The following is a 21,221-nucleotide window of genomic DNA, read 5'->3' as shown; positions in this document are numbered from 1 at the left end:
ATTTATTTAAAAAGGCTTTTTTGCGTACATTTGCGGCAGTTTGAACATCCGTGATATATTAGATAGGTATAAAGCTGATGACCGGATTAAAGCATTAGCCCTTGCGCTTAATGCTTCAAAAAATCCAAGGGTACAGCTGCGTGGTTTAGTCGGATCGAGTGATGCGGCCATGGCGGTAGCATTATATTTTTTGCAGCACAAACATATGGTGTTTGTATTGCCCGAGCGCGAGGAAGCCGGTTATTTCCAGGCCGACCTTGAAAACCTTACCGGCAAAGAAGTACTGCTTTTCCCTTCATCGTACCGCAAGCCATTTGAATTTACCCAGCCCGACAGCAGCAATGTATTGGCGCGCGCCGAAGTACTCAACGAACTTAACCATGCTTCGGAATTTGGCCAGCTGATAGTTACCTACCCCGAGGCCCTGGCCGAAAAGGTAATTGACCGGGCATCCCTCGAAAAAAACACCCTCGAAATTGCAGTAAGCAATAAACTCAGTATAGATTTTATTAACGAATTTTTAATTGAGTACGATTTTGACCGGGTTGATTTTGTGTATGAGCCCGGACAGTTTTCAGTAAGAGGCGGCATTGTAGATATCTTTTCATTCTCGCATAACCTGCCCTACCGGGTAGAGTTTTTTGGCGATTTTATTGAGTCTATCCGCACATTCGAGATTGAGAGCCAGCTATCTGTTGAACAGGTGAAAAGTATCACCATAGTACCCAATGTACAATCTAAATTTTTAACAGAAAGCAATATTTCCCTGTTGGAGTATGTTGATGCCGGTACGCAGGTTTGGATTAAGGACGTGCAGTTTACGTTGGATATTATTCAGTCGGGCTTTAAAAAGGCTACCAATTTGTGGAAAGCTTTATCTGCCGATGAAAAAAACCAAAACCCGGACTGGATTGACCCTAAATTTGGCTTTACCGACGAGAAACTGATTGCTGACCAGTTGTTTGATTTCCCTGTAGTGGAGTTTGGCAAACAGTTTTTTTACCAGCCAAGCATCTCAATCAACTTTGATATGCGCCCGCAGCCATCGTTCAATAAAGATTTTACGCTGCTAATTCACAACTTCAAAAATAACGAGGCGGAAAAGATCGAAAACTTTATCCTCACCGATTCATCCCGCCAGGTTGAGCGTTTGTACGCCATATTGGATGATTTGGATAAGACGGTAAAATTTACGCCAATAAGTATCTCAATCCGCGAAGGTTTTGTTGACCACGAACAAAAACTGGCCTGCTATACCGATCACCAGATTTTTGATCGTTATTATAAATACAAGCTAAAAAAAGGCTATCAGCGATCGCAAGCCATTACTCTAAAAGAACTGCGCGACCTGAAGCCTGGCGACTACGTTACCCATATTGACCACGGTATAGGCAAATATGCCGGCCTGGAAAAAGTGGAGGTAAACGGCAAACAACAGGAAATGATCCGCCTGATTTATGCGGATAACGATTTGCTGTATGTAAACATCAATTCGCTTAACCGCATATCTAAATATAGCGGTAAGGAAGGCACCGTTCCGCGCATGAACAAGCTGGGAACTGATACCTGGGAACGCCTGAAGAAAACAACAAAAAAAAAAGTTAAAGACATAGCCCGCGACCTGATTAAGCTTTACGCCCTGCGCAAAGCCCAGCATGGCAATGCATTTTCGCCCGATAGCTACCTGCAAACCGAACTGGAAGCTTCCTTTTTGTACGAGGATACTCCCGACCAGGAAAAGGCCACTGCCGACTTTAAAAAAGATATGGAATCGCCTCACCCTATGGACAGGCTCATTTGCGGCGATGTGGGCTTTGGCAAAACCGAGGTGGCTGTTCGCGCCGCGTTTAAAGCGGTTGCCGATAGCAAGCAGGTAGCCATATTGGTGCCTACCACCATTTTAGCCGCCCAGCACTACAAAACATTTACCGATAGGCTCAAAGGCTTCCCGGCCAATATAGATTACATAAATCGCTTTAAAACCAGCAAACAGATAAAGGATACTTTAGAGAAGCTGAAGGACGGTAAGGTAGATATCATTATAGGTACCCACCGCCTGGTAAGCAAGGATGTGAAGTTTAAAGACCTGGGGCTGATGATCATCGACGAGGAGCAAAAATTCGGCGTATCAACCAAAGAGAAGCTGAAACAAATGCGCGCCAATGTAGATACGTTAACGTTGACGGCAACGCCTATACCTCGGACCCTGCATTTTTCGCTGATGGGGGCAAGGGATCTATCCATCATATCAACACCACCACCCAACAGGCAACCGGTAGTTACCGAATTACATGTGTTTAATGATAAACTGATAAAAGAAGCCGTTGAGTTTGAAATTGAGCGCGATGGCCAGGTTTTCTTTATCCATAACCGTGTAGCCGATTTGCCGCAATTAGGAGGCATGATTCACAAGCTGGTACCAAAAGCCCGTATAGGTATTGCCCACGGGCAACTGGAAGGCGACGCGCTTGAGGATGTAATGCTGAAATTTGTAAACCACGAGTACGATGTGCTGGTGGCTACGACTATTATTGAGGCCGGCCTGGATATCCCGAACGCGAACACGATCATCATCAACTATGCCCACATGTTTGGCCTTAGCGATTTGCACCAGATGCGTGGCCGCGTGGGCAGGAGCAACAAAAAGGCGTATTGCTACCTGTTGAGCCCGCCGCTATCAACGCTCACCAACGAGGCCCGCAAACGCCTTAGCGCCATTGAGGAGTTTAGCGACCTGGGCAGCGGCTTTAATGTAGCCATGCGCGATTTGGACATCCGCGGCAGCGGAAACCTGCTTGGGGCCGAGCAAAGCGGCTTTATTGCCGAAATAGGCTTTGAGATGTACCACAAGATTTTGGACGAAGCCATCCAGGAGTTAAAGGACGATGAATTTAAAGGCGTATTCCCTGATGATAAGCCACGCCCATATATTTCCTTTACCCAAATAGATACCGACCAGGAGATCCTGATCCCGGATGAATATGTAACTAATCTATCCGAACGTTATAATTTATACACCGAGCTATCCAAACTGGAGCGGGAAGTTGAGTTATCGGCTTTCCAACAACAACTGCATGATCGTTTTGGGCCAATACCACCACAGGTGCATGACTTATTGAATACCATGCGCCTCCAATGGATGGGCAAGGCAATTGGTTTTGAAAAAATATCGCTGAAAAAGAATGTGCTGCGCGGTTATTTTATCACCAACCAGCAGTCATCGTACTTTGAAACCGAGGCTTTCCATAATGTACTGGCTTTTGTACAGGCCAACCCAAGGCGCACTAATTTAAAAGAAGTTAAAAACACACTCAGGCTGAGTGTTGAAGGTGTGCATAGTATTGACCAGGCGCTGGTATTTTTGAATGAGATGGCGGGTTTGATTGGGGTGTAAGCAGCCTCTACATTAAAAAACAACAACCGGCCAATATACATTTCTAAATTCCCGGCAGGTATTTATCATTGCGTTTTTATCAACAGGCGCCATCTCACCATATACACAATTCTGTAATACCTGGCTATCGGTATCTAAAACTATGCCGGATCGAAACACAGTCTTTCCGTTTTTTAAGAGATAAAAAACGCTTTCCACAGTTGCAACATCCCCTTGTGTTATTTTAAACCGCCATTCGTGCTTCATTTTTTGTAAAAGATTCCTGTCGGTTGTTTTCAGGCAGGTGCGATGAGGAATTTGGGAATTAAGATCAACAAAGTCTGACGACGGGATTACGATATACGCAACCCAATCATCTTTTGTAAAATCGAATTTTGAAAAAACGCTAACAGTATCACCGCTCTTCGACTTAAAAACAGGAAGACAATCGCCGCTTTGAGAAACGGGAATGACAATATTATACCCTTTCACCGAAACAAAAACTGCCGCCAGGATAATAATTGCTGCAGCAACTTTCAATGTTTTTTTCATGGATATTATTTGCTATTTCCTGCAAGATAAGGCAATCCGAAATCGAAATTCTCAATTCCGAAATCAAACTTTCTTATAAATAGCATCCAGGTTCCTGCCCATTTCCTTATAATCCAACCCGTACCCTACTACAAATTCATTCTCAATTTCAAAACCAACATATTTCAGTTCGTCAATTTTTTTTTGCAGTGCAGCCGGTTTTAGCAGTAACGAACATACTTTAATTGAAGCGGGGCCTCGTTGTTTTAGTTTGTCTATCAGGTAGTGCACCGTGTTGCCGGTGTCAACAATATCTTCAATAATCAATACATCGCGGCCTTTAATATCCACAATCAAATCAATATCGTCGCGGATTTTCAGGCTACTTGTGGTACCGCCATAATAGGAGGCCAGCTTTGTAAAGGAAATTTCGCAGGGGATAGAGATTTGTTTTATCAGGTCGGCTATAAATAAAAAGCTTCCGTTAAGTACCCCCACAAATACCGGAACACTCTGTTTAAAATCTTCATTTAGCTGTATACCGATGGCTTTTACACGTTCTTCAATCGTTTCGGCGTTAATAAGGGGCTCAAACTCAAGGTCTGCGATTTTGATTTTCATTGATTTGTTTTTACGGGGTATTGCCGATGATATATCGTATTACTGTTAATGCTTCGGCCGTTACAATTTTAATCTCCTAAAATAGTAAAATCGCTCGCAAATTGCACGTAAAATAATTGTAACATATATAACGTTATCTTTGCACTCTTATATGATCGACTACCAGGCCCACACCTTAGCCAATGGCATCCGTATTTTGTACAAACAATCGCCATTTACCATAACGCATTGCTGCTTTATTGTAAACGCAGGCTCGCGCGATGAAGCCAACCAGCAGGAAGGTCTTGCCCATTTTATTGAGCACCTGTTGTTTAAAGAAACAGAACGGCGCAACACCAACCAGATCTTGAACCGGCTGGAGCTTGTCGGCGCCGATTTAAACGCGTACACCACTAAAGAATATACCTGCATCCACGCCTCATTGCTTAATCAGCACCTGGAACGCGCTATTGATTTGTTTGAGGATATCCTGTTCCACTCCACCTTTCCCGAAGATGAACAGGAAAAAGAACGCGGCGTAATATTGGATGAGATAGCCTCGTACCTCGATCAGCCGGAAGAAGCTATACAAGACGACTTTGAGGAATTGCTGTTTAAAGACGATCCTTTCGGTAAAAATATTTTGGGCACTCCCGAAACCGTTGGCCGCATGAACAGCGATGATATGCGGGCCTTTATTAAAGCCAATTATAGCACATCCGAAATGATATTTGCAGTACATGGTAATTACGATTTTAAGAAAGTAGTAAAACTGTGCGAAAAATATTTCGGCGGGATAGAAGCTCATCATCCTCAAAAAAACAGGATTGCACCAAAGGCAAATAACAGCGGCATTGTAATTGTAAAAAAGCCAATATCGCAAACGCATTGTATTATTGGCGGGCAGGCTTACCCATCATCTCATCGGCATAAATACGGATTATTACTACTTAATAACCTGTTGGGCGGTATGGGGATGAGTAGCCGTTTAAACCTCGAGATCCGCGAAAAGTACGGCATTGCCTACACCATCGAATCAAACTATACGCCGTTTAGCGATACCGGTATTTTCTCTGTTTACTTTGGCACGGATAACGAAAAGGCCGAAAAGGCATCGCGCCTGGTACACAAGGAACTGAAGAAGCTGCGCGATCAAAAACTGGGCACGCTGCAGCTGCAGCAGGCCAAGCAGAAGTTTATAGGGCAGATAGCCCTTGCCGAAGAGAACCGCATGAGCCTGATTATATCAATGGCCAAAAGCTTACTGGATTTTAACCATATTGATACGTTGGAAGACATTTTCGACAAAATAAACGCTGTTACCGCCGAACAACTGCTGGAAATAAGCAACGAAATATTTGATAATGACAGGCTTATTACATTGAAGTTTGAGCCTAAATAATAAACCTGTATTTTTGCAAAATGAAGTACCCTATCATCGCTTACGGAGACCCTGTTTTAAGAAAGAAAGCAACAGCCATTGAGCCGGATGAATATCCACATATTAAAGAATTGGTAAATAACATGTTTGAGACTATGTATGGAGCCCGTGGCGTTGGCCTGGCAGCCCCGCAAGTAGGTATGTCTATGCGTTTGTTTGTGGTTGATGCCACCCCGTTTGATGATGATGAACCCGAGCTTAAAGACTTTAAGAAAGCATTTATAAACGCTACTATAATAGAGGAAACCGGCGAAGAGTGGGGTTTTAACGAAGGCTGCCTGAGCATCCCGGATATTCGCGAAGATGTTTACCGTAAACCGGTTATCAAAATATCCTATTACGATGAAGACTGGAAACATTACGAAGAAACCTTTAAAGGGATGGCTGCCCGCATTATCCAGCATGAATACGACCACATTGAAGGTAAACTATTTACTGATAAACTGAGCCCGCTACGCAAGCGCTTAATCGAAAAAAAGCTGAACGATATTTCAAAAGGAGTGGTGAATGTTGAATACAAAATGAAATTCCCGGCAGTTAAAAAGGGGAGATAGTCAGTGGTGAGTGGGCAGTTGTGAGCGGAGAGGGAAAGATTTGGACCTTTGCTTCTACTTTCAACCCCACTATAAACATCGCACAATTAATTAGCGACACCCTGCTAAAACTCACTACTCACAACTGCCCACTCACTACTACTTACTGTCCGCATCCGAGATCTGTTTGATCAGGCTGCCCCAGGCAAGCGGGTTAAGTAAGGGATTGGGTGTAAGTGAATGCGTGTTGAGGATGGTGTTGTGCATGGTTTGCGCATTTGCCGATTGTATTTCCTGTGCATCTCTGGGCAAGGTATTATACAAGGCTGATAATGATGCTTTACTGATATTTTTACGGGCTATTTCCAAATCGTCATCAGCAAGTTTTATAGCCAAAAAATCTTTCTTGAACTCGTCTGTAGTTGCCCACGGAAATACGTGAAATGTTGGCAGGTTAATAATTTGCGGCTTTATATTTACCTGCATCGTATAGCTTTTTGTTGGCAGGTTTGATGGAATAACCACCAGGATTTGCCCGTAACCAACGCAGGTAAAGCGCAATGTATCTTGTTCATGCGCTACAAATGAAAAATAGCCTTTGTAATTACTTAAATAAACCTGGTTGTGGAACGATGTATTGGTAATAGATACGTAAGGCACAATAACATCCGTACTATCGGCATTATGTACTACGCCCGTAAATTGCACAAGTGGCTTGTCATCGTGTTTTTGTGCAAATGCCGCAACCGATGATAATAATAAAAATATAACAACCAAGTACTTCATATACTTAAACACCTATTTGCTGTAGTTACCTTAATAACGCCGAATAGTTTCAAAAAGTTGCTCAAAAATAGTTAATACAGTAAATTATAAACAGGATTTAACAATCCTTAACACTATCTCAAATTTTCTGGCAGCACCGCATTCGGATCATCAATGTCGGTAAGGTTTAATGCTTCTACACTGGTAACTTCGGGCACTGCTTTTTTTATGGCTTGCTCAATGCCAGCCTTTAGGGTCATGATGCTCATAGGGCATGAACCGCATGAACCCAATAACTTCAATTTAACAACACCCTCGGGCGTAATCTCTTCAACTGAAACATTCCCGCCATCAGCCTCCAGATACGGACGAATGGTATCTAAAGCTGCTTCAACCTGACTTAATAAACTCATTTTTACTAATTTATAACTAAAGTAAAGTTATTAATAATTTGCAATATATTTTATACTTAAAGTGGTTAGTCCAAAGTCTTAAGTTCTGAGTCAAAAAGGGCCGGTTTGACACTTTTGACTTGAGACTTACGCCTCAAGACTTAGAACTTTAGACTTATGACTCAAGACTCGCTTCAAAAGCCTTCGCGTTTGATATAGCTACCTGCTGCGCTACGCGCTGGGCCATATCAATAAATGCTTTGGTCATTACACCATCCGCTTCTAAAATAGCCGGGGTGCCTGCGTCGCCCGAGTCGCTGATGCTTTTTACCAGCGGAATCTCGCCTAAAAAGGGCACATCCAGTTGCTCGGCCAGCTTCTGGCCTCCGCCTTTACCAAAAATATAATATTTGTTATCCGGAAGCTCGGCCGGCGTAAAGTACGACATGTTTTCCACCACGCCCAGTATGGGTACATTGATTGCCGGCATCATAAACATACCTACCCCTTTGCGGGCATCGGCCAAAGCTACATTTTGTGGTGTGGTTACTATAACAGCGCCCGTAACAGGGAAGGTTTGGGTAATGGTAATATGTATATCGCCGGTGCCCGGGGGCAAATCTACCACCAGGTAATCCAGTTCGCCCCAATCGGCATCATTAAACAGCTGTTTTACGGCTGTTGATACCATTGGCCCACGCCACGGCACGGGTTGGTTTGGATCGGTAAAAAAGCCTATCGAAAGCAGCTTGATGCCATATTTTTCAATAGGTTCAATGCGGGTTTTACCGTCAACCGCGCTTGCCTGCGGGCGCGCACCTTCCAGCCCAAACATAATGGGTACAGATGGACCGTAGATGTCGGCATCAATCAACCCCACTTTGGCGCCCGATTTTGCCAATCCCAATGCCAGGTTAGCGGCAACGGTTGATTTACCAACGCCACCTTTACCCGATGCTACCGCGATGATATTTTTAACACCCGGCACGCCGGTGTTTTTTTGCGTGGTAACGCGCGATGTCATGTTGATATCAACCAACACTTCTTTGCTGATAAAATAGCTGATGGCGTTGCGGCAGGCATTTTCAATCAGGGCCTTTAGCGGACAAGCCGGCGTGGTTAATATAACCGAAAAGCTAAGCTTGTTGCCATCAATATGTATATCCTGTATCATGTTGAGGGTAACCAGGTCTTTTTTCAGGTCCGGCTCTTCAACATTACCCAGTGCTTGTAAAACTTGTTCTTTAGTGATTATCATAATATTATGGCAAATTTATGAAAACGAGTGGTTGATTTGTGTTTACGCGGGAAACAAATTACAGAAACAACCGTTTGCAGGGGATAAGAATTAGTTTAGTTTTGGAAAAATTTACTTATGAAGCGCCTCAATCCTAAATATATACGAATAGCCGCATTTATCCTTATTCCCTTGTTCCTCATATTGTTAATAGGCGGTTATATTGCCTATTCAAAACGCGAGGCCCTGCTTCAAAAAGCTATTGTCAAAGCTACAGCAAAAGCAAAGCGCGATTATAATTTGGATGTAAAAATCGGATCGGCCCATTTTACCGGTGCAGCGACAGTGTCTTTTTCGGATGTTACCATAGTGCCCGAGCAACGCGACAGCCTGTTACGTATCAAAAACTTTGTGGTGAGCGTTAAGCTGTTGCCGCTTATAGTAGGTAATATTAAATTATCGGATGTTTTGTTACAGGACGGCTTTATTAACCTCACGAATATTAAAGGGGTTAAAAACTTTGATTTCTTGTTTAAAAAGAAACGCGATACCACATCAGCAACCAAAGCAGATCTATCTGTACTGGCCAACAACCTGGTTAACGAGGTACTGTACAAAATCCCCGATAATCTTACATTGAGCAATTTTGTGGTGAGTTTTAAGGACGATAGCACCCAGCTAAAACTACTTGCAAAAACCGCGCAGATAAAAGATGGCGACCTTACATCAACCATTGATGTCGATAACGGCGAATCTACCTGGCATTTTGTGGGTAAAATGCACCCCTCGGATAAAAACATCGATGTAAAGCTTTATGCTGATGGTAAAAAGATAGAGTTGCCCATTATACAGGAAAAACTTCACCTGAAAATAAATGCCGATACGATATCAACCAAATTAACCAAGGTTGAGCATAGCGGCGGCGAAACCCGGATTTATGGATCATGGGGGGTAAGCAACCTGCTCATCAATCATCCTAGTTTGTCGCCCGGCGATATTATATTCCCCAAGGCTTCTATTGATGCCAATTTGTTTGTAGGTAGTAATTATGTATCTATTGATAGCTCATCAACCATTCATATAAAAAACCTGGTGGCCAGGCCTTATGTAAAATACACGCTTAATCCAACCAAAATATACGAGCTTAAAATGAATACCGACTGGCTTAAGGCCACCGATGTTTTTGACTCGTTCCCCCAGGGAATGTTTGATGCGCTGGATGGTATTAAGGTTGCCGGTAAGCTGAAGTATAGCATGCATTTTTATATGGATGCTACTAAAATAGATGACCTGCAATTTGATTCCCGCTTGGATAAGGATGGCTTCCGGATAATTAAATATGGCAAAACAGACCTTGGTAAGTTGAACAGTCCGTTTGTTTATACGCCGTACGAAAAAGGAAGACCGCTGGCCCCGCATCTCATCGGCTCCGAAAATCCTGAATTTACGCCGCTGGAGCAAATAGCGCCCAGCTTGCGGAATGCTGTTATGACCGCCGAAGACCCTTCATTTTATACCAACCATGGTTTTGTAGAAGAAGCTTTCCGCAAATCATTGGCGACCGATTTTAAGACCAAAAAATTTAAGCGGGGCGCCAGCGGTATATCTATGCAACTGGTAAAAAATGCTTTTTTAAACAGGGATAAAAACCTGGTGCGTAAAATTGAGGAGATATTGATTGTTTGGATCATCGAGAATAACCGCATCATGAGCAAAAACCGGATGCTGGAGGTTTACCTGAACATCATTGAATGGGGCCGCAATGTATACGGAATTGGCGAGGCATCGCATTTTTACTTTGGCAAAGCGCCATCAGAGCTTACCCTTGGCGAGAGTATTTACCTGGCCAGCATTGTTCCGTACCCTAAAGGGGGCTTATACGCTTTTCAGCCCGATGGCAGCTTACGGCCCGGCTTGCATGGCTATTTTAACCTGATAGGCAAGTTGATGGCCGAAAAGGGCCTTACGCCACGCGATACCAGCGCCTACGGGTTTTATAACGTTAGGTTAAGGGAAGGTTTAAGGGAAAGAATTACGCCTATTGATACTGCTAAAGCCGATAGCCTGATGAAGCAAGGCGGCAATGATGATAACGAAATATTGCCCGTGATTGAAGAACCTGTTAAAAAACCAAGCTTTTTCCAGCGCCTGTTCGGCAAAAAGGATACAGTAGATCAAAAAAAAGAACAGGTAGAAAAGCAAAAAGAAAAAACGGCCAAGGAAAAACTTAAAGAGCAAATTGAGGCCCTTAAGCTGGATTATAAAAACCGGATTGATAATGTTGATACAGCCGGCAAAACCCGGAAAGAAATCCGCCAGGAAAAACGACGACTGAAAAAAGAAGAAAGCGATAAAGAAGACGAACTGAAAGCCAAAGCCAATTTATAGTTTACGGTGGCATGACGCGCTTGAGTGTTTAAACATCTATTTTTGTCACAACAAATTTAGAAATCGTCATGTCATTAATAGAACAATTACAGAAAAGGGCCGCCGTAAAAAAATTCGACCCTTCCAAAAAAATAAGTACCGAACAGTTAGACCAATTAACAAGCGCCATACAATTGGCCCCATCGTCATACGGCCTGCAATCATTCAAAGTGATTGTTGTCCGGGATGCCGAAGTAAGGGCAAAACTGCGCGCGGCAGGGTATAATCAACCACAAATAACAGATTCATCGGCATTATTCGTTTTTGCCTCAGTAACTTCATTGGACGAGGCTTTTGGCAAAAAATTCATCGACTTGGTTGCCAATGTTCGTAATGTGGAACGTGAAAGCCTTGCTGGATTTGAACAAGTGATTTTAGGCAGATTAAGCAACAATACAGATGAGCAAAAATTAGCCTGGTCGCATAAACAAACTTACATAGCTTTAGGTGTATTGGTGTCCGAAGCTGCGGAATTAGGTATTGATGCAGCGCCGATGGAAGGTTTTAATGCCGCCCAATTTGATGAGATACTTGGTTTAAAAGAATTAGGCTTAACTACATCGGTTATTGCCGCTGTAGGATATCGGGCTGACGATGACGTTTACAGCAAAATGCTTAAAGTGCGCAGGCCCAAAAGTGAGCTGTTTATACACGTTTGATGTTGGTGAATGGTTGATTAAGTTGATTGTGTTAAGTGGTTGATTAGGTTTGGAAAGCTTCATGAAGTTTAGGACTCAATCAACTTAATCTAACTCAATCAACCTAATCCACCCCAATCAACTACTCACCAGAGGAACTCCTCCTGATAAACAATTTAGATTTTAAAACCACGTGCCGCTTATGGTTTGATGCCGCCTTATGCTCCAGCGCTTCAAAAAGGAGGTTAGCGGCTTTGATTCCCATTTCGTAAGCAGGCTGGGTAATGGTTGATAGTGCAGGGCTTAACAACGGGGCTATTCCCAAACTGGAGAAACTAACTATTTTCAATTGCTTGGGAATATCAATCCCCAGGTCATTACAAACATAGTAAGTGGCAAACGCCAAACGCTCAACCGAGCTAAAAATACCGTCGGGCTTTATTTCCTGTAATACCTTGGTCAATATCTTGTAATTTACCTTCTCGTCGTTACTGCAATCAATTACCAATTCATCGTCAAAGGCTACATCGTGTTTTTTAAGGGCATCCATATAGCCTTGCATCCGTACCTGGCCAATAGAAATGTTTTTGTTTACCACCAGGTAGGCTATTTTGCGGCAACCGGTTTGCAGCAGGTGCTCTGTCGCGTCAAAACTACTATCATAATCGTTAGTAGTTATCTTGGCGGCATCAATGTCTTCATATACCCTGTCGAAAAACACAACCGGAACGTTTTTTGACTCCAGCTGGCGCAGGTAATTATGATCATTGGCCTCGCCGGATACAGACATAATGATACCATCAACCTTTCCGTTGTTCAGGTAATTTACAAACGATACTTCCTTTTCAAAAATATCGTCGGTGCGGTAAAGCAAAATGTAAAACCCCTTTTTGCGGGCAACCTCTTCAATGCCATTTATGGCCTGCGAAAAAAAATCGTTGGCTATTTCGGGTATAATAACAGCCAGTGTTTTGGTTTTTTTATCCCGAAGGTTGCTGGCGTAATGGTTGGGTAAAAAGTTATGTTCTTTGGCAAAGGCCAGGATGCGTTCTTTGGTATCTTTATTAATATCAGGGCTGCCGTTAAACGCCCTCGAAATAGTTGACGTCGAAATATTGAGCTCTTTCGCCAGTTTCTTTATATTAACAATGTCCATTATTATCTCGTAAATCTTTTATCCAGTCAAATGTAACAAAACTCATCTATTAACTACCCAAAAACCGGGTGCAATTAGTGCTAAATGTGTTAAAATCATATCATAATTTGTACACCTTTCATCATGGGAAAATGCAGTTTAACTGTAAGTTAATCAATGGCATGCGCTTTGCACACCTAAGTACGAAGGGATGGAAAAGGGTATGGCAAAGAAAATATTGATACTGGATAACAATGAGTTAATGATAGAGGTAATGACCTATATTTTAACGGCCAACGGATATGATGTGGTATCGTTTAGCGATGCCGGCAATATTTTCAATAATATTAAAGCCACACACCCCGATTTGATAATCCTCGACGTGCTTTTACCCGGCATGGATGGCCGCGACATTTGCCGGCTGATAAAACTTAACCGCGATACCAAAAACCTGCCGGTTATCATTTGTTCGGACAGTGATGATACTGGCAGATTTCCGGACCAAAACGGCGCTCCGGATGATGTGCTTCACAAACCGTTTGGCATCAACAACCTGATTGAAAAGGTAGAATACCAGTTGGCCGCCTGATGGTAAATTTTTGCGCTTTGTTTTTAATTGCCTGACGATTAGCTGCTTACATAAAACACACTGGAATTATAATTTCTTTTTGCTTTTTTAGGTGCCCGGATTTGTATATTTACCCGGAGAGAAGACACAGATGGGATTGCCACTAAGAATAACGTACAACGATACCGACCTGGTTTACCAGGTCAACACATCGCCAATAAACAAGACCACCAACGAGCTTGAAATTTTACTAAACGGCGAAACAATTACCCTACAAAAAGACGAACGCAGCGTATGGATACAGCAAGGCAACGGCCCGCTTATTGATCCCGAGCTGGCACAGGCGCTGGGAAGATCGGTTTCGTTGAGGTTTAGGATGTAGGGTGAATTAGCTTGCGCTATCCGCTATTATCGTAAGCGTTTGTCCTTTCAGTTTATCAAGTTGGGTTTCTATCCAGTTACTTTCGGCTATATCTAACATTAAGCCGGTAAGTTCCCCTCCCGGCACCCTCACAAATTCTACGCTCTTAATTTTTACAAGTACCTGACTGGCTAAAATAAAATTACCGGCGGCTATGGAACCACCTGTAATTTTTCCTGCGACTGCAAGCCCCCGGCCCGTGATCCGAAAGTAATTATGGAGCAGAAAATTACCGCAGGTTATCTCGCCAATATTCATAACCCAAGGTAACGTTTTTCAAAAAAACATCCAACCTATTGCCTTAAATTACAACAGGGAAAGCATAGCTATGCCCATTGCTATCATCAATCCATCTTCAATAATGGTAACAGTGCTCATAGGCAGGTTAAATACGGCCCCAAGGCATGCACAACGGATCTGTTGTTTACTGAGCACGCTTTTTAATACCCCGATTAAACTTACCGACATTACCACGATAGTAACGATATTAATGATGAATGGTGCAAGGTTAACCGCAAATGCCAGGCCTAAACCAAGTTCGATAAAAACATACAGATACCCCCATCCGCGCCAGCCGCGGGCAACAACATCATACATGGCATAGCTATCGGCAAAACCCCGGATATCCAGCAATTTAAAAAAAGAAAAAACGAGGAAAAAGCCGCTCATAAAAATGCGCATGGCCACCATTAGATCGAAGCCTTTTGCATTATAGCCGGCGATGAAGGCCGCCACGGTAATATAGCCGAATATGAGCAAGATGGGTTTATATGTTTGCAGCCATGTTTTATTTTCCGCGTTATCAATAGCATTTATACTTTGATAGTGACTGGGCCCGGCTTCACTTAACTGATATTTTGGATATGCGGCAAGCGCTTTTTGCAAATCGGCTGTAGTAACATGCCGGTCCATGGTAATATCAGCGGTTCCTTCGGCAAGGGAAATATCTACTTTTTGAACGTGGTTTACCTGCGATAGCAGGCTTTGAACTTTGGCCAGGCAACCGGTACAGGTCATTCCGGTAATGTTATAGGTATGTGTCATGATAATTGATTTTTAATTAACTGACACAAATTTAATGCGGCTTATGCCCTGGGTTGTTACAGGATTATGGCTGTGCTTTATAACATTTACAGGTCTTCAATATTTTTGCGCTTGCTGCCTTGCAAATTTTTAAATGCAGATGGGGTCATCCCGGTAACCTGTTTAAACTGGCTTGATAAATAAGCCACACTGCTGTAGCCCAACTGGTACGCAATTTGGGAAAGACTGAGCTCATTGTAAACCAGCAGTTCCTTAACCTTTTCTATCCTTTGATTGATATAATATTTTTCGATAGTAGTGCCCTCAACTGCCGAAAAAAGGTTGCTGAGGTACCCGTAATCATAATTAAGCTTATCTGCCAGTACCGCCGAGAGCTTTAAAGGCACCGGTGTATCAGTATAATGTACCTGTTCAATGATGATTGTTTTAATTTGTTCAATCAACCGGCTTTTCTGATCGTCAATTAATTCAAACCCCAATTGGTTTAATGACGCCGTCAGTTTCATTTGCTGTTGGTTTGTTGGCGGTGTTTTAATTTCAACTTCGCCAAGCTCAACATCAAGCACCTGTAAGCCAACTTTTTCAAGCTCACTTTTTACAACCATTTTGCAACGGCTGCACACCATATTTTTAATATACAGCTTCATGGCGATAAAATTACGGTATTTAACGATATCGGGGCTGGCTTTTTAACCAGAGAAATCAGGGCATAAAAAAAGCCTCTTTGCTCTCGCAGCTCAGAGGCTTTTACCTAAACCTTATCACAATAGGGCGTTCGCCCCGATTTGCTCTGCTAACCTACAACAATCATCAATAAATAAAGACAAGCATCGATGAACCGCCCGATTCTATCGACGGATAACGACTATCCCCGCCTTAAAGCAAGTATTTATCAGTGGCTTTGCTTTATCGGCTTAACGTTATCAGTAACGCTGTTGGTGGTTAATAATAAATATGCAGGCTTTTTACTTTTACCCGCAATGGGGATAATATCCAACTGCCACCAGCTTTCAACCATTACTTCCGGATTGGCCGAGGGAATATTATAATTAAAAGGAGGTGTTATGATGGTTTCATTATTTACAACGGCACGGGTAAGTGTATCAAGCAAAAATTTATCCCCGTCGCTGCCCGCGTGTTTGGGGTTAAAAGCCTCCCAAAGGTACCAGCCAATTATATTCCTGTAATGAGTATAAGTCGCTTTCATATAAGCATCATTATAGGTTAATATGGTAAAGTTTGGCGCATCCGCTTTTAATATTATGCGGGGCGTATCTGTAAAAAATAAAGCCTTAAACAGCGGATCGGTTAAAAAACTCATTGAAATAAACACATTTTGTTAACGCATAAGACAGTTTGTTAAAAAGCCGTCATTGTTGTATTTGTACGCAATAACATGCGTATAGGTTTAGCCGGTATGTTTGCCCAAAGGCACGTTGTTTACAAAAGAGCAATAAGCGCGGTTGCCGGGAGGTGTCATAAGCCAGTGTTCCGGCCAGCTCGCTTTTTTCATACCCTTTATTGTCGGTTCCCTCTTTCAACTTCTTACTCCGGGGATTATCTTTACGGGATGAAAAAGCTTTTCCTGCTCTCAGTAATAATACTATCCGGCGTGCTGTATGTACGGGCACAAACCACGGCTTATAAAGTTTATGCCATAAAATTCGCCGGTTCGGCCTTACCTTTTTCGGCTGCCGATTGGGCAAAAGGGGCACCACAAACCGATAGCATCAAGTTTAATTTTATGGTTTGGCTCATTAAGGGTAATGGCCGGAACATCCTGGTAGACGCAGGTTTTTTAAACGATATTGATGATGCTAAAGAATTTAAGGTGGTTGATTACATCCGCCCGGATAGTGCATTATCCAAATTGGGTTTAAGGGCCGGCGATATTACAGATATTATCTTATCGCACCCCCATTGGGACCATATAGATGGAGTGGGGCTATTCCCGAACGCCCACGTTTGGATTCAAAAAGACGATTTTAATTATTTTGTAGGTGCGGCCTGGCAAAAAGGCGAAGGCAGCGGCGGGTTTAATAAAAGGGATGTGCGGATGATGGTTGATTTAAATTTAGCCGGAAAAGTAACATTGGTAGATGGCGATAATAAAGAGATTATTCCCGGTATCAAAGTATTCACCGGGTCCCGGCACACGTTCAATTCAGAATACGTATTGGTGAATACAGGGAATAACAAAGTTGTACTGGCTTCAGACAATATCTGGATATACTACAGCCTTGACCATTTGGTGCCGGCCGCTGACGGGGGAACGCTAGATCCGGCGGGCTATGTGAAAGCGATGCAAAGAATGAAAACCATGGTTACTGATGTAAGGTTCATTGTTCCGGGGCATGATGCAGCCGTGTTTTCCAGGTTTCCGGCTGTGGCTGCGGGCGTGGTAGAAATTAAATAGCGTGCACTCACAAGGCCGTTTGGTGCTTAAACTCACCATTTAAGCTTTATGTCATTTCGTTTCTGTGTTAGCATCACGGCGGCTTTTGGTGACATAAATCACCAACATGTTTTGGTAAATTGTGCAGCTTTGCGCCGACGCACATATGAACATCGATAAAAAAACTATAAAAGCCATGACTAAAGTTTCACGTTACCTCATGTCGGTTTCATTATTACTGGTTGTAGCTGTTATAGTGTTGCTTGTTTCGACATGCAATAGGCTGGGAGAAAAGAGTGATTATAAAGATGCGGCAGTTGATACTGCTCTTAAAACGGCCCAAAAACAGGGAAATATCGTTGGTGCCGGGCCGCCACCGCAAGCACAAAGTATACCCGTAGGTAAAACGGGCGATTTGATACGATATGGCCGCCAGCTAATTACTTCAACGGCTTTATATTTTGGCCCTAATGGCTCCGTTGCCCACATCAGCAACGGTATGAACTGCCAAAACTGCCACCTGGATGCGGGCACCCGGTTATTTGCCAACAACTTCGCCGGATTTACGGCCTCCTATCCTAAAAAAAGTACCCGCAGCGGCGTGGTTATATCGGCATCTGTGCGGATTTCGGAGTGTTTTGAGCGCAGCCTGAATGGCGCCATGCCGGATACCGGCACTAAGGAAATTAAGGCAATAATGGCTTACATGCAATGGTTGGGCAAAAATGCAAAAAAGGGACAGGTGCTGTTCGGTAATACTGCACCACGTTTAAAATTTATGGATAGCGCAGCCAATCCGTTGAGCGGGAGGGCTGTTTTTATCCGGAAGTGCCGCAGTTGCCACGGCGCAAACGGCGAGGGATTGCTGGCGGCAGATAAACGATCATATTCCTACCCGCCCTTATGGGGGGCAAACAGTTATAATGATGGCGCGGGCATGTACAGGATAGGCAATTTGGCTGGTTTTGTAAAGGCCAATATGCCTTTTGGTGCTACCTACCAAAGCCCGCAGTTAACCGATAAAGAATGCTGGGATGTTGCAGCGTACATCAACTCGCAGCCCCGGCCGCACAAAGATCAACACAAAGATTATCCCGACTTAAAGCAAAAGCCCATAGATTTACCCGTGGGGCCGTATGCCGATGGCTTTACCGCCCGCCAGCATAAATATGGGCCATTTGGCCCCATTCAGCAATTCCATCATAAAAAAGCATAAATTAACCTCTTTAAATCTATAGCCATGAAAAATCGTTTTGCCTTACTCTTCGTGCTTGCCGGGTTGCTTTTTATTAAACCAGCTTTCGCTCAAACAGCCGCATCGGAATTTAAAGGTGCCGAAGCCACACAAGCCCACTATAAAGCGCTTTATTACCTTGACGAATCGGACCCGAAGAAGATTAAGCAAACCCTGCGTAATATGGACAATGCCCTGGAGGACATCAGGTTAAAAGGAAAGGTTGAAATGGAGCTTATTGCTTTTGCCGATGGTGTTGCCGTTTATGATAAAGCGGGGCCATACGAAGCCGAACTGCAAAAACTACTGCAAAAAGGAGTGATACTGGCGCAATGCAGCAATACCGTAAGGGAGCGGCACATTGATAAGGCTACGCTTTTTCCGTTTATAAGCTATGTGCCCAGCGGCAACGGCGAAATTATTATCCGCCAGGCCGATGGATGGGCAACTATACATCCCTAAGGCTTTAGCCAAACTAAATATCGTCCTTATTTTCACGCTTTATTATGAAAGAACAATCCGTTATCCAGGACTATTTAGACCACCTTTTTCCCCAATTTGAGCCCGGGTTAAAGGCTTTTTTAGTTCAAAACGCATCAGTCATTCATATTCCCGCCGGCGAGGTTGCGTTGCGCACCGGTCAATACATCAAATCAACCATGATGATTTTAAATGGCCGGGTTAAGCTATACCGCGAAGGCGACGACGGGGGCGAATTTTTCATGTACTACCTGGAACCGGGTAATGCCTGTGCCCTAACCATGATATGCGCTGCCAAACTGGAAACCAGCGAAGTAATGGGCAAAGCTATTGAGGATACCACTGTTTTGGCTGTGCCGATAGCGCTGATGGACCAAATGATGGCCACCTACAAAACATGGTATTATTTTGTATTGGAAACCTACCGCTCCAGGTACGAAGAGTTACTGATAGTGATTGACCATATTGCCTTTAAGGGCATGGACGAACGTTTATACTATTACCTGCAAAATCAATATCAAAAATTAAAAACGCGCGAGCTAAAAATAACCCACGGCCAGATTGCCGCTGATTTGAACTCATCGCGCGAGGTGATTTCCCGCCTGTTAAAAAAAATGGAACAGCGCGGAGATATTGTACTGAACCGTAATTTTATTGAGTGGAAAAAATAAGAAAAAATGGTTGTGCATTTGCGGTACAAACCTCCGGCTCATTTTTTGCGGATTGTAAAAAGATAATAGCGTCAGAAACATTAAGGTATCCGGGCTGTTGAAGTATTTGGGGAAATGAGTAATTTGTGATCTCTAAACAAACCAAACAACCGGTTATGAATTCACGTCGCGATTTTTTACAAAAATTAGGTATATCGGCCTTAGCCCTGCAACTGACACAGGTTTCGGGATGGGCAAGTAGCATGGACCATCATAACGAAGCGTATGAAGGGCCGGTGCTGCGTGTGGCCATAATGGGCCTTGGAAGTTATGGCACCCGCGTTGCCGAAGCCATGCAAGCCTGCACAAAAGCCAAACTGGTTGGCGTAATTAGCGGTACGCCCTCAAAAGTTAAAGACTGGCAAAGTAAGTACGGCATACCCGTAAAGAATTGTTATAACTACGAAAATTTTGATAACATAAAAAGTAATCCCGACATAGACGCGGTTTATGTTATAACACCAAACGGGCTGCACCACGACCAGGTAATAAGAGTGGCAAAAGCCGGCAAACATGCAATTTGCGAAAAGCCAATGGCCGTGAATGCCCGTGAAGGGCAGGAGATGGTTGACGCCTGTAAAAAAGCGAACGTAAAGTTATTGGTGGGTTACCGGATGCATTTTGAACCCAAAACCCTCGAGGTGATCAGGATGCGAAAAGCCGGTGATTTTGGAAAAATATTATTCTTCCAGGGATTATGCGGTTTTACAATTGGCGATCCGTCGCAATGGCGCTTAAATAAGCAGCTGTCAGGCGGAGGATCTATAATGGATATTGGTATTTATGCCATCAACGGCGCCCGTTATATGACCGGCGAAGAACCCATTTGGGTTACTGCGCAGGAAACCAAAACAGACCATGTAAAATTTAAGGAAGGCGTTGATGAAACCATACAATTTCAGTTTGGTTTTCCTGGCGGAGCTGCGGCATCCTGTTTATCAACTTATAACATGAATAACCTTGACCGTTTTTTCCTGAACGGAGAAAAAGGATTTGCAGAGTTGCAACCATCCACCGGCTACGGGCCTATCATGGGCCGTACAAACAAGGGCGAACTAACCCAGCCTATTACCGTTCATCAAACGGTGCAGATGGATGAAATGGCCGCCATTATCTTCCACAACAAACAGCCTGTTGTACCTATAGATGGCGAAGAAGCGGTAAAAGACCTGAAAATAATTGACGCAATATACCTTGCGGCTAAAACCGGCAAAAAAGTTGAAATTAGGCTTTAATACCTTGCAGAGACTCAAAAATCAGTTACAATAACCGGGTAAATATTTACCCAATAATTAAA

The 21,221-nt window shown here is 43.3% G+C and carries 22 protein-coding genes; 12 read left to right on the top strand and 10 right to left on the bottom strand.

Annotation, left to right across the window (positions count from 1 at the left end):
• Positions 1-40 precede the first annotated feature (40 nt).
• Positions 41-3,394: a transcription-repair coupling factor gene (gene mfd / locus AC1DXF_RS11035; RefSeq protein WP_477448487.1), complete on the top strand. Its 3,354-nt coding sequence runs from the start codon at positions 41-43 to the stop codon at positions 3,392-3,394.
• A 12-nt stretch (positions 3,395-3,406) separates the two neighbouring features.
• On the opposite strand, the gene AC1DXF_RS11030 is transcribed toward mfd, so the two are convergent.
• Positions 3,407-3,925 (bottom strand): hypothetical protein, encoded by a 519-nt coding sequence (locus AC1DXF_RS11030; protein ID WP_477448485.1) that lies wholly within the window; start codon positions 3,923-3,925, stop codon positions 3,407-3,409.
• Between the two features lie 63 nt (positions 3,926-3,988).
• Positions 3,989-4,525, bottom strand: coding sequence for a hypoxanthine phosphoribosyltransferase (gene hpt, locus AC1DXF_RS11025; RefSeq protein ID WP_477448483.1), 537 nt, complete (start codon positions 4,523-4,525; stop codon positions 3,989-3,991).
• Between the two features lie 154 nt (positions 4,526-4,679).
• On the opposite strand from hpt, the gene AC1DXF_RS11020 reads away from it, so the two are divergent.
• Entirely contained in the window at positions 4,680-5,906 is a 1,227-nt protein-coding gene (locus AC1DXF_RS11020) for a M16 family metallopeptidase (protein ID WP_477448511.1), read from the top strand.
• Positions 5,907-5,926: 20 nt separating this feature from the next.
• Positions 5,927-6,499: a peptide deformylase gene (gene def / locus AC1DXF_RS11015; RefSeq protein ID WP_477448481.1), complete on the top strand. Its 573-nt coding sequence runs from the start codon at positions 5,927-5,929 to the stop codon at positions 6,497-6,499.
• 138 nt (positions 6,500-6,637) lie between these two features.
• Here def and AC1DXF_RS11010 read toward each other — a convergent pair whose 3' ends face one another.
• From AC1DXF_RS11010 to AC1DXF_RS11000, 3 genes are all read right to left on the bottom strand, one after another.
• Positions 6,638-7,264, bottom strand: coding sequence for a hypothetical protein (locus AC1DXF_RS11010; RefSeq protein WP_477448479.1), 627 nt, complete (start codon positions 7,262-7,264; stop codon positions 6,638-6,640).
• 113 nt (positions 7,265-7,377) lie between these two features.
• Entirely contained in the window at positions 7,378-7,656 is a 279-nt protein-coding gene (locus AC1DXF_RS11005; RefSeq protein WP_477448477.1) for a NifU family protein, read from the bottom strand.
• 154 nt (positions 7,657-7,810) lie between these two features.
• On the bottom strand, positions 7,811-8,893 hold the full coding sequence (locus AC1DXF_RS11000) for an Mrp/NBP35 family ATP-binding protein (protein ID WP_477448475.1): 1,083 nt from the start codon (positions 8,891-8,893) through the stop codon (positions 7,811-7,813).
• A 117-nt stretch (positions 8,894-9,010) separates the two neighbouring features.
• On the opposite strand from AC1DXF_RS11000, the gene AC1DXF_RS10995 reads away from it, so the two are divergent.
• On the top strand, positions 9,011-11,260 hold the full coding sequence (locus AC1DXF_RS10995; RefSeq protein WP_477448473.1) for a transglycosylase domain-containing protein: 2,250 nt from the start codon (positions 9,011-9,013) through the stop codon (positions 11,258-11,260).
• A gap of 68 nt (positions 11,261-11,328) precedes the next feature.
• Positions 11,329-11,958 carry an NAD(P)H-dependent oxidoreductase gene (locus tag AC1DXF_RS10990; RefSeq protein WP_477448471.1) on the top strand — a complete coding sequence of 210 codons (630 nt, stop codon included), beginning with the start codon at positions 11,329-11,331 and terminating at the stop codon, positions 11,956-11,958.
• A 121-nt stretch (positions 11,959-12,079) separates the two neighbouring features.
• Here the strand turns inward: AC1DXF_RS10990 and AC1DXF_RS10985 are convergent, their stop codons facing one another.
• Positions 12,080-13,093: a LacI family DNA-binding transcriptional regulator gene (locus AC1DXF_RS10985; protein ID WP_477448469.1), complete on the bottom strand. Its 1,014-nt coding sequence runs from the start codon at positions 13,091-13,093 to the stop codon at positions 12,080-12,082.
• Between the two features lie 202 nt (positions 13,094-13,295).
• Here AC1DXF_RS10985 and AC1DXF_RS10980 point away from each other — a divergent pair, with 202 nt between their 5' ends.
• Together AC1DXF_RS10980 and AC1DXF_RS10975 are read left to right on the top strand one after the other, a co-directional pair.
• On the top strand, positions 13,296-13,661 hold the full coding sequence (locus AC1DXF_RS10980; RefSeq protein ID WP_477448468.1) for a response regulator: 366 nt from the start codon (positions 13,296-13,298) through the stop codon (positions 13,659-13,661).
• A 130-nt stretch (positions 13,662-13,791) separates the two neighbouring features.
• Entirely contained in the window at positions 13,792-14,022 is a 231-nt protein-coding gene (locus AC1DXF_RS10975) for a hypothetical protein (protein ID WP_477448466.1), read from the top strand.
• 6 nt (positions 14,023-14,028) lie between these two features.
• Here the strand turns inward: AC1DXF_RS10975 and AC1DXF_RS10970 are convergent, their stop codons facing one another.
• The 4 genes from AC1DXF_RS10970 to AC1DXF_RS10955 form a co-directional block, all read right to left on the bottom strand.
• On the bottom strand, positions 14,029-14,319 hold the full coding sequence (locus AC1DXF_RS10970; RefSeq protein WP_477448464.1) for a hypothetical protein: 291 nt from the start codon (positions 14,317-14,319) through the stop codon (positions 14,029-14,031).
• Positions 14,320-14,367: 48 nt separating this feature from the next.
• Positions 14,368-15,105, bottom strand: coding sequence for a heavy-metal-associated domain-containing protein (locus tag AC1DXF_RS10965; RefSeq protein WP_477448462.1), 738 nt, complete (start codon positions 15,103-15,105; stop codon positions 14,368-14,370).
• Between the two features lie 86 nt (positions 15,106-15,191).
• Positions 15,192-15,752 carry a helix-turn-helix domain-containing protein gene (locus AC1DXF_RS10960; RefSeq protein ID WP_477448460.1) on the bottom strand — a complete coding sequence of 187 codons (561 nt, stop codon included), beginning with the start codon at positions 15,750-15,752 and terminating at the stop codon, positions 15,192-15,194.
• 245 nt (positions 15,753-15,997) lie between these two features.
• A complete protein-coding gene (locus AC1DXF_RS10955) occupies positions 15,998-16,426 on the bottom strand; it encodes a hypothetical protein (protein ID WP_477448458.1) in 429 nt (142 codons plus the stop codon).
• Positions 16,427-16,675: 249 nt separating this feature from the next.
• Here AC1DXF_RS10955 and AC1DXF_RS10950 point away from each other — a divergent pair, with 249 nt between their 5' ends.
• From AC1DXF_RS10950 to AC1DXF_RS10930, 5 genes are all read left to right on the top strand, one after another.
• Positions 16,676-17,521, top strand: coding sequence for an N-acyl homoserine lactonase family protein (locus AC1DXF_RS10950; RefSeq protein WP_477448456.1), 846 nt, complete (start codon positions 16,676-16,678; stop codon positions 17,519-17,521).
• A 175-nt stretch (positions 17,522-17,696) separates the two neighbouring features.
• Complete coding sequence (locus tag AC1DXF_RS10945) at positions 17,697-18,716, top strand: c-type cytochrome (RefSeq protein WP_477448455.1); 1,020 nt, start codon at positions 17,697-17,699, stop codon at positions 18,714-18,716.
• Between the two features lie 24 nt (positions 18,717-18,740).
• Positions 18,741-19,196 (top strand): DsrE family protein, encoded by a 456-nt coding sequence (locus AC1DXF_RS10940; RefSeq protein WP_477448453.1) that lies wholly within the window; start codon positions 18,741-18,743, stop codon positions 19,194-19,196.
• Between the two features lie 44 nt (positions 19,197-19,240).
• Positions 19,241-19,885 carry a Crp/Fnr family transcriptional regulator gene (locus AC1DXF_RS10935; protein WP_477448451.1) on the top strand — a complete coding sequence of 215 codons (645 nt, stop codon included), beginning with the start codon at positions 19,241-19,243 and terminating at the stop codon, positions 19,883-19,885.
• Between the two features lie 155 nt (positions 19,886-20,040).
• Positions 20,041-21,159, top strand: coding sequence for a Gfo/Idh/MocA family protein (locus AC1DXF_RS10930; RefSeq protein ID WP_477448449.1), 1,119 nt, complete (start codon positions 20,041-20,043; stop codon positions 21,157-21,159).
• Positions 21,160-21,221: the final 62 nt, after the last annotated feature.

This window comes from Mucilaginibacter sp. P2_A5 (assembly GCF_056404995.1).
The sequence above is the reverse complement of the archived record's forward strand: the minus strand, read 5'-3'. Positions and strand labels throughout refer to the sequence as shown.

Coding starts and splice junctions, on each gene's coding strand:
- AC1DXF_RS11030 (WP_477448485.1), bottom strand. CDS start 3,925: ATGAAAAAAACATTGAAAGTTGCTGCAGCAATTATTATCCTGGCGGCA.
- hpt (WP_477448483.1), bottom strand. CDS start 4,525: ATGAAAATCAAAATCGCAGACCTTGAGTTTGAGCCCCTTATTAACGCC.
- def (WP_477448481.1), top strand. CDS start 5,927: ATGAAGTACCCTATCATCGCTTACGGAGACCCTGTTTTAAGAAAGAAA.
- AC1DXF_RS11010 (WP_477448479.1), bottom strand. CDS start 7,264: ATGAAGTACTTGGTTGTTATATTTTTATTATTATCATCGGTTGCGGCA.
- AC1DXF_RS11005 (WP_477448477.1), bottom strand. CDS start 7,656: ATGAGTTTATTAAGTCAGGTTGAAGCAGCTTTAGATACCATTCGTCCG.
- AC1DXF_RS11000 (WP_477448475.1), bottom strand. CDS start 8,893: ATGATAATCACTAAAGAACAAGTTTTACAAGCACTGGGTAATGTTGAA.
- AC1DXF_RS10995 (WP_477448473.1), top strand. CDS start 9,011: ATGAAGCGCCTCAATCCTAAATATATACGAATAGCCGCATTTATCCTT.
- AC1DXF_RS10990 (WP_477448471.1), top strand. CDS start 11,329: ATGTCATTAATAGAACAATTACAGAAAAGGGCCGCCGTAAAAAAATTC.
- AC1DXF_RS10985 (WP_477448469.1), bottom strand. CDS start 13,093: ATGGACATTGTTAATATAAAGAAACTGGCGAAAGAGCTCAATATTTCG.
- AC1DXF_RS10980 (WP_477448468.1), top strand. CDS start 13,296: ATGGCAAAGAAAATATTGATACTGGATAACAATGAGTTAATGATAGAG.
- AC1DXF_RS10975 (WP_477448466.1), top strand. CDS start 13,792: ATGGGATTGCCACTAAGAATAACGTACAACGATACCGACCTGGTTTAC.
- AC1DXF_RS10970 (WP_477448464.1), bottom strand. CDS start 14,319: ATGAATATTGGCGAGATAACCTGCGGTAATTTTCTGCTCCATAATTAC.
- AC1DXF_RS10965 (WP_477448462.1), bottom strand. CDS start 15,105: ATGACACATACCTATAACATTACCGGAATGACCTGTACCGGTTGCCTG.
- AC1DXF_RS10960 (WP_477448460.1), bottom strand. CDS start 15,752: ATGAAGCTGTATATTAAAAATATGGTGTGCAGCCGTTGCAAAATGGTT.
- AC1DXF_RS10955 (WP_477448458.1), bottom strand. CDS start 16,426: ATGAGTTTTTTAACCGATCCGCTGTTTAAGGCTTTATTTTTTACAGAT.
- AC1DXF_RS10950 (WP_477448456.1), top strand. CDS start 16,676: ATGAAAAAGCTTTTCCTGCTCTCAGTAATAATACTATCCGGCGTGCTG.
- AC1DXF_RS10945 (WP_477448455.1), top strand. CDS start 17,697: ATGACTAAAGTTTCACGTTACCTCATGTCGGTTTCATTATTACTGGTT.
- AC1DXF_RS10940 (WP_477448453.1), top strand. CDS start 18,741: ATGAAAAATCGTTTTGCCTTACTCTTCGTGCTTGCCGGGTTGCTTTTT.
- AC1DXF_RS10935 (WP_477448451.1), top strand. CDS start 19,241: ATGAAAGAACAATCCGTTATCCAGGACTATTTAGACCACCTTTTTCCC.
- AC1DXF_RS10930 (WP_477448449.1), top strand. CDS start 20,041: ATGAATTCACGTCGCGATTTTTTACAAAAATTAGGTATATCGGCCTTA.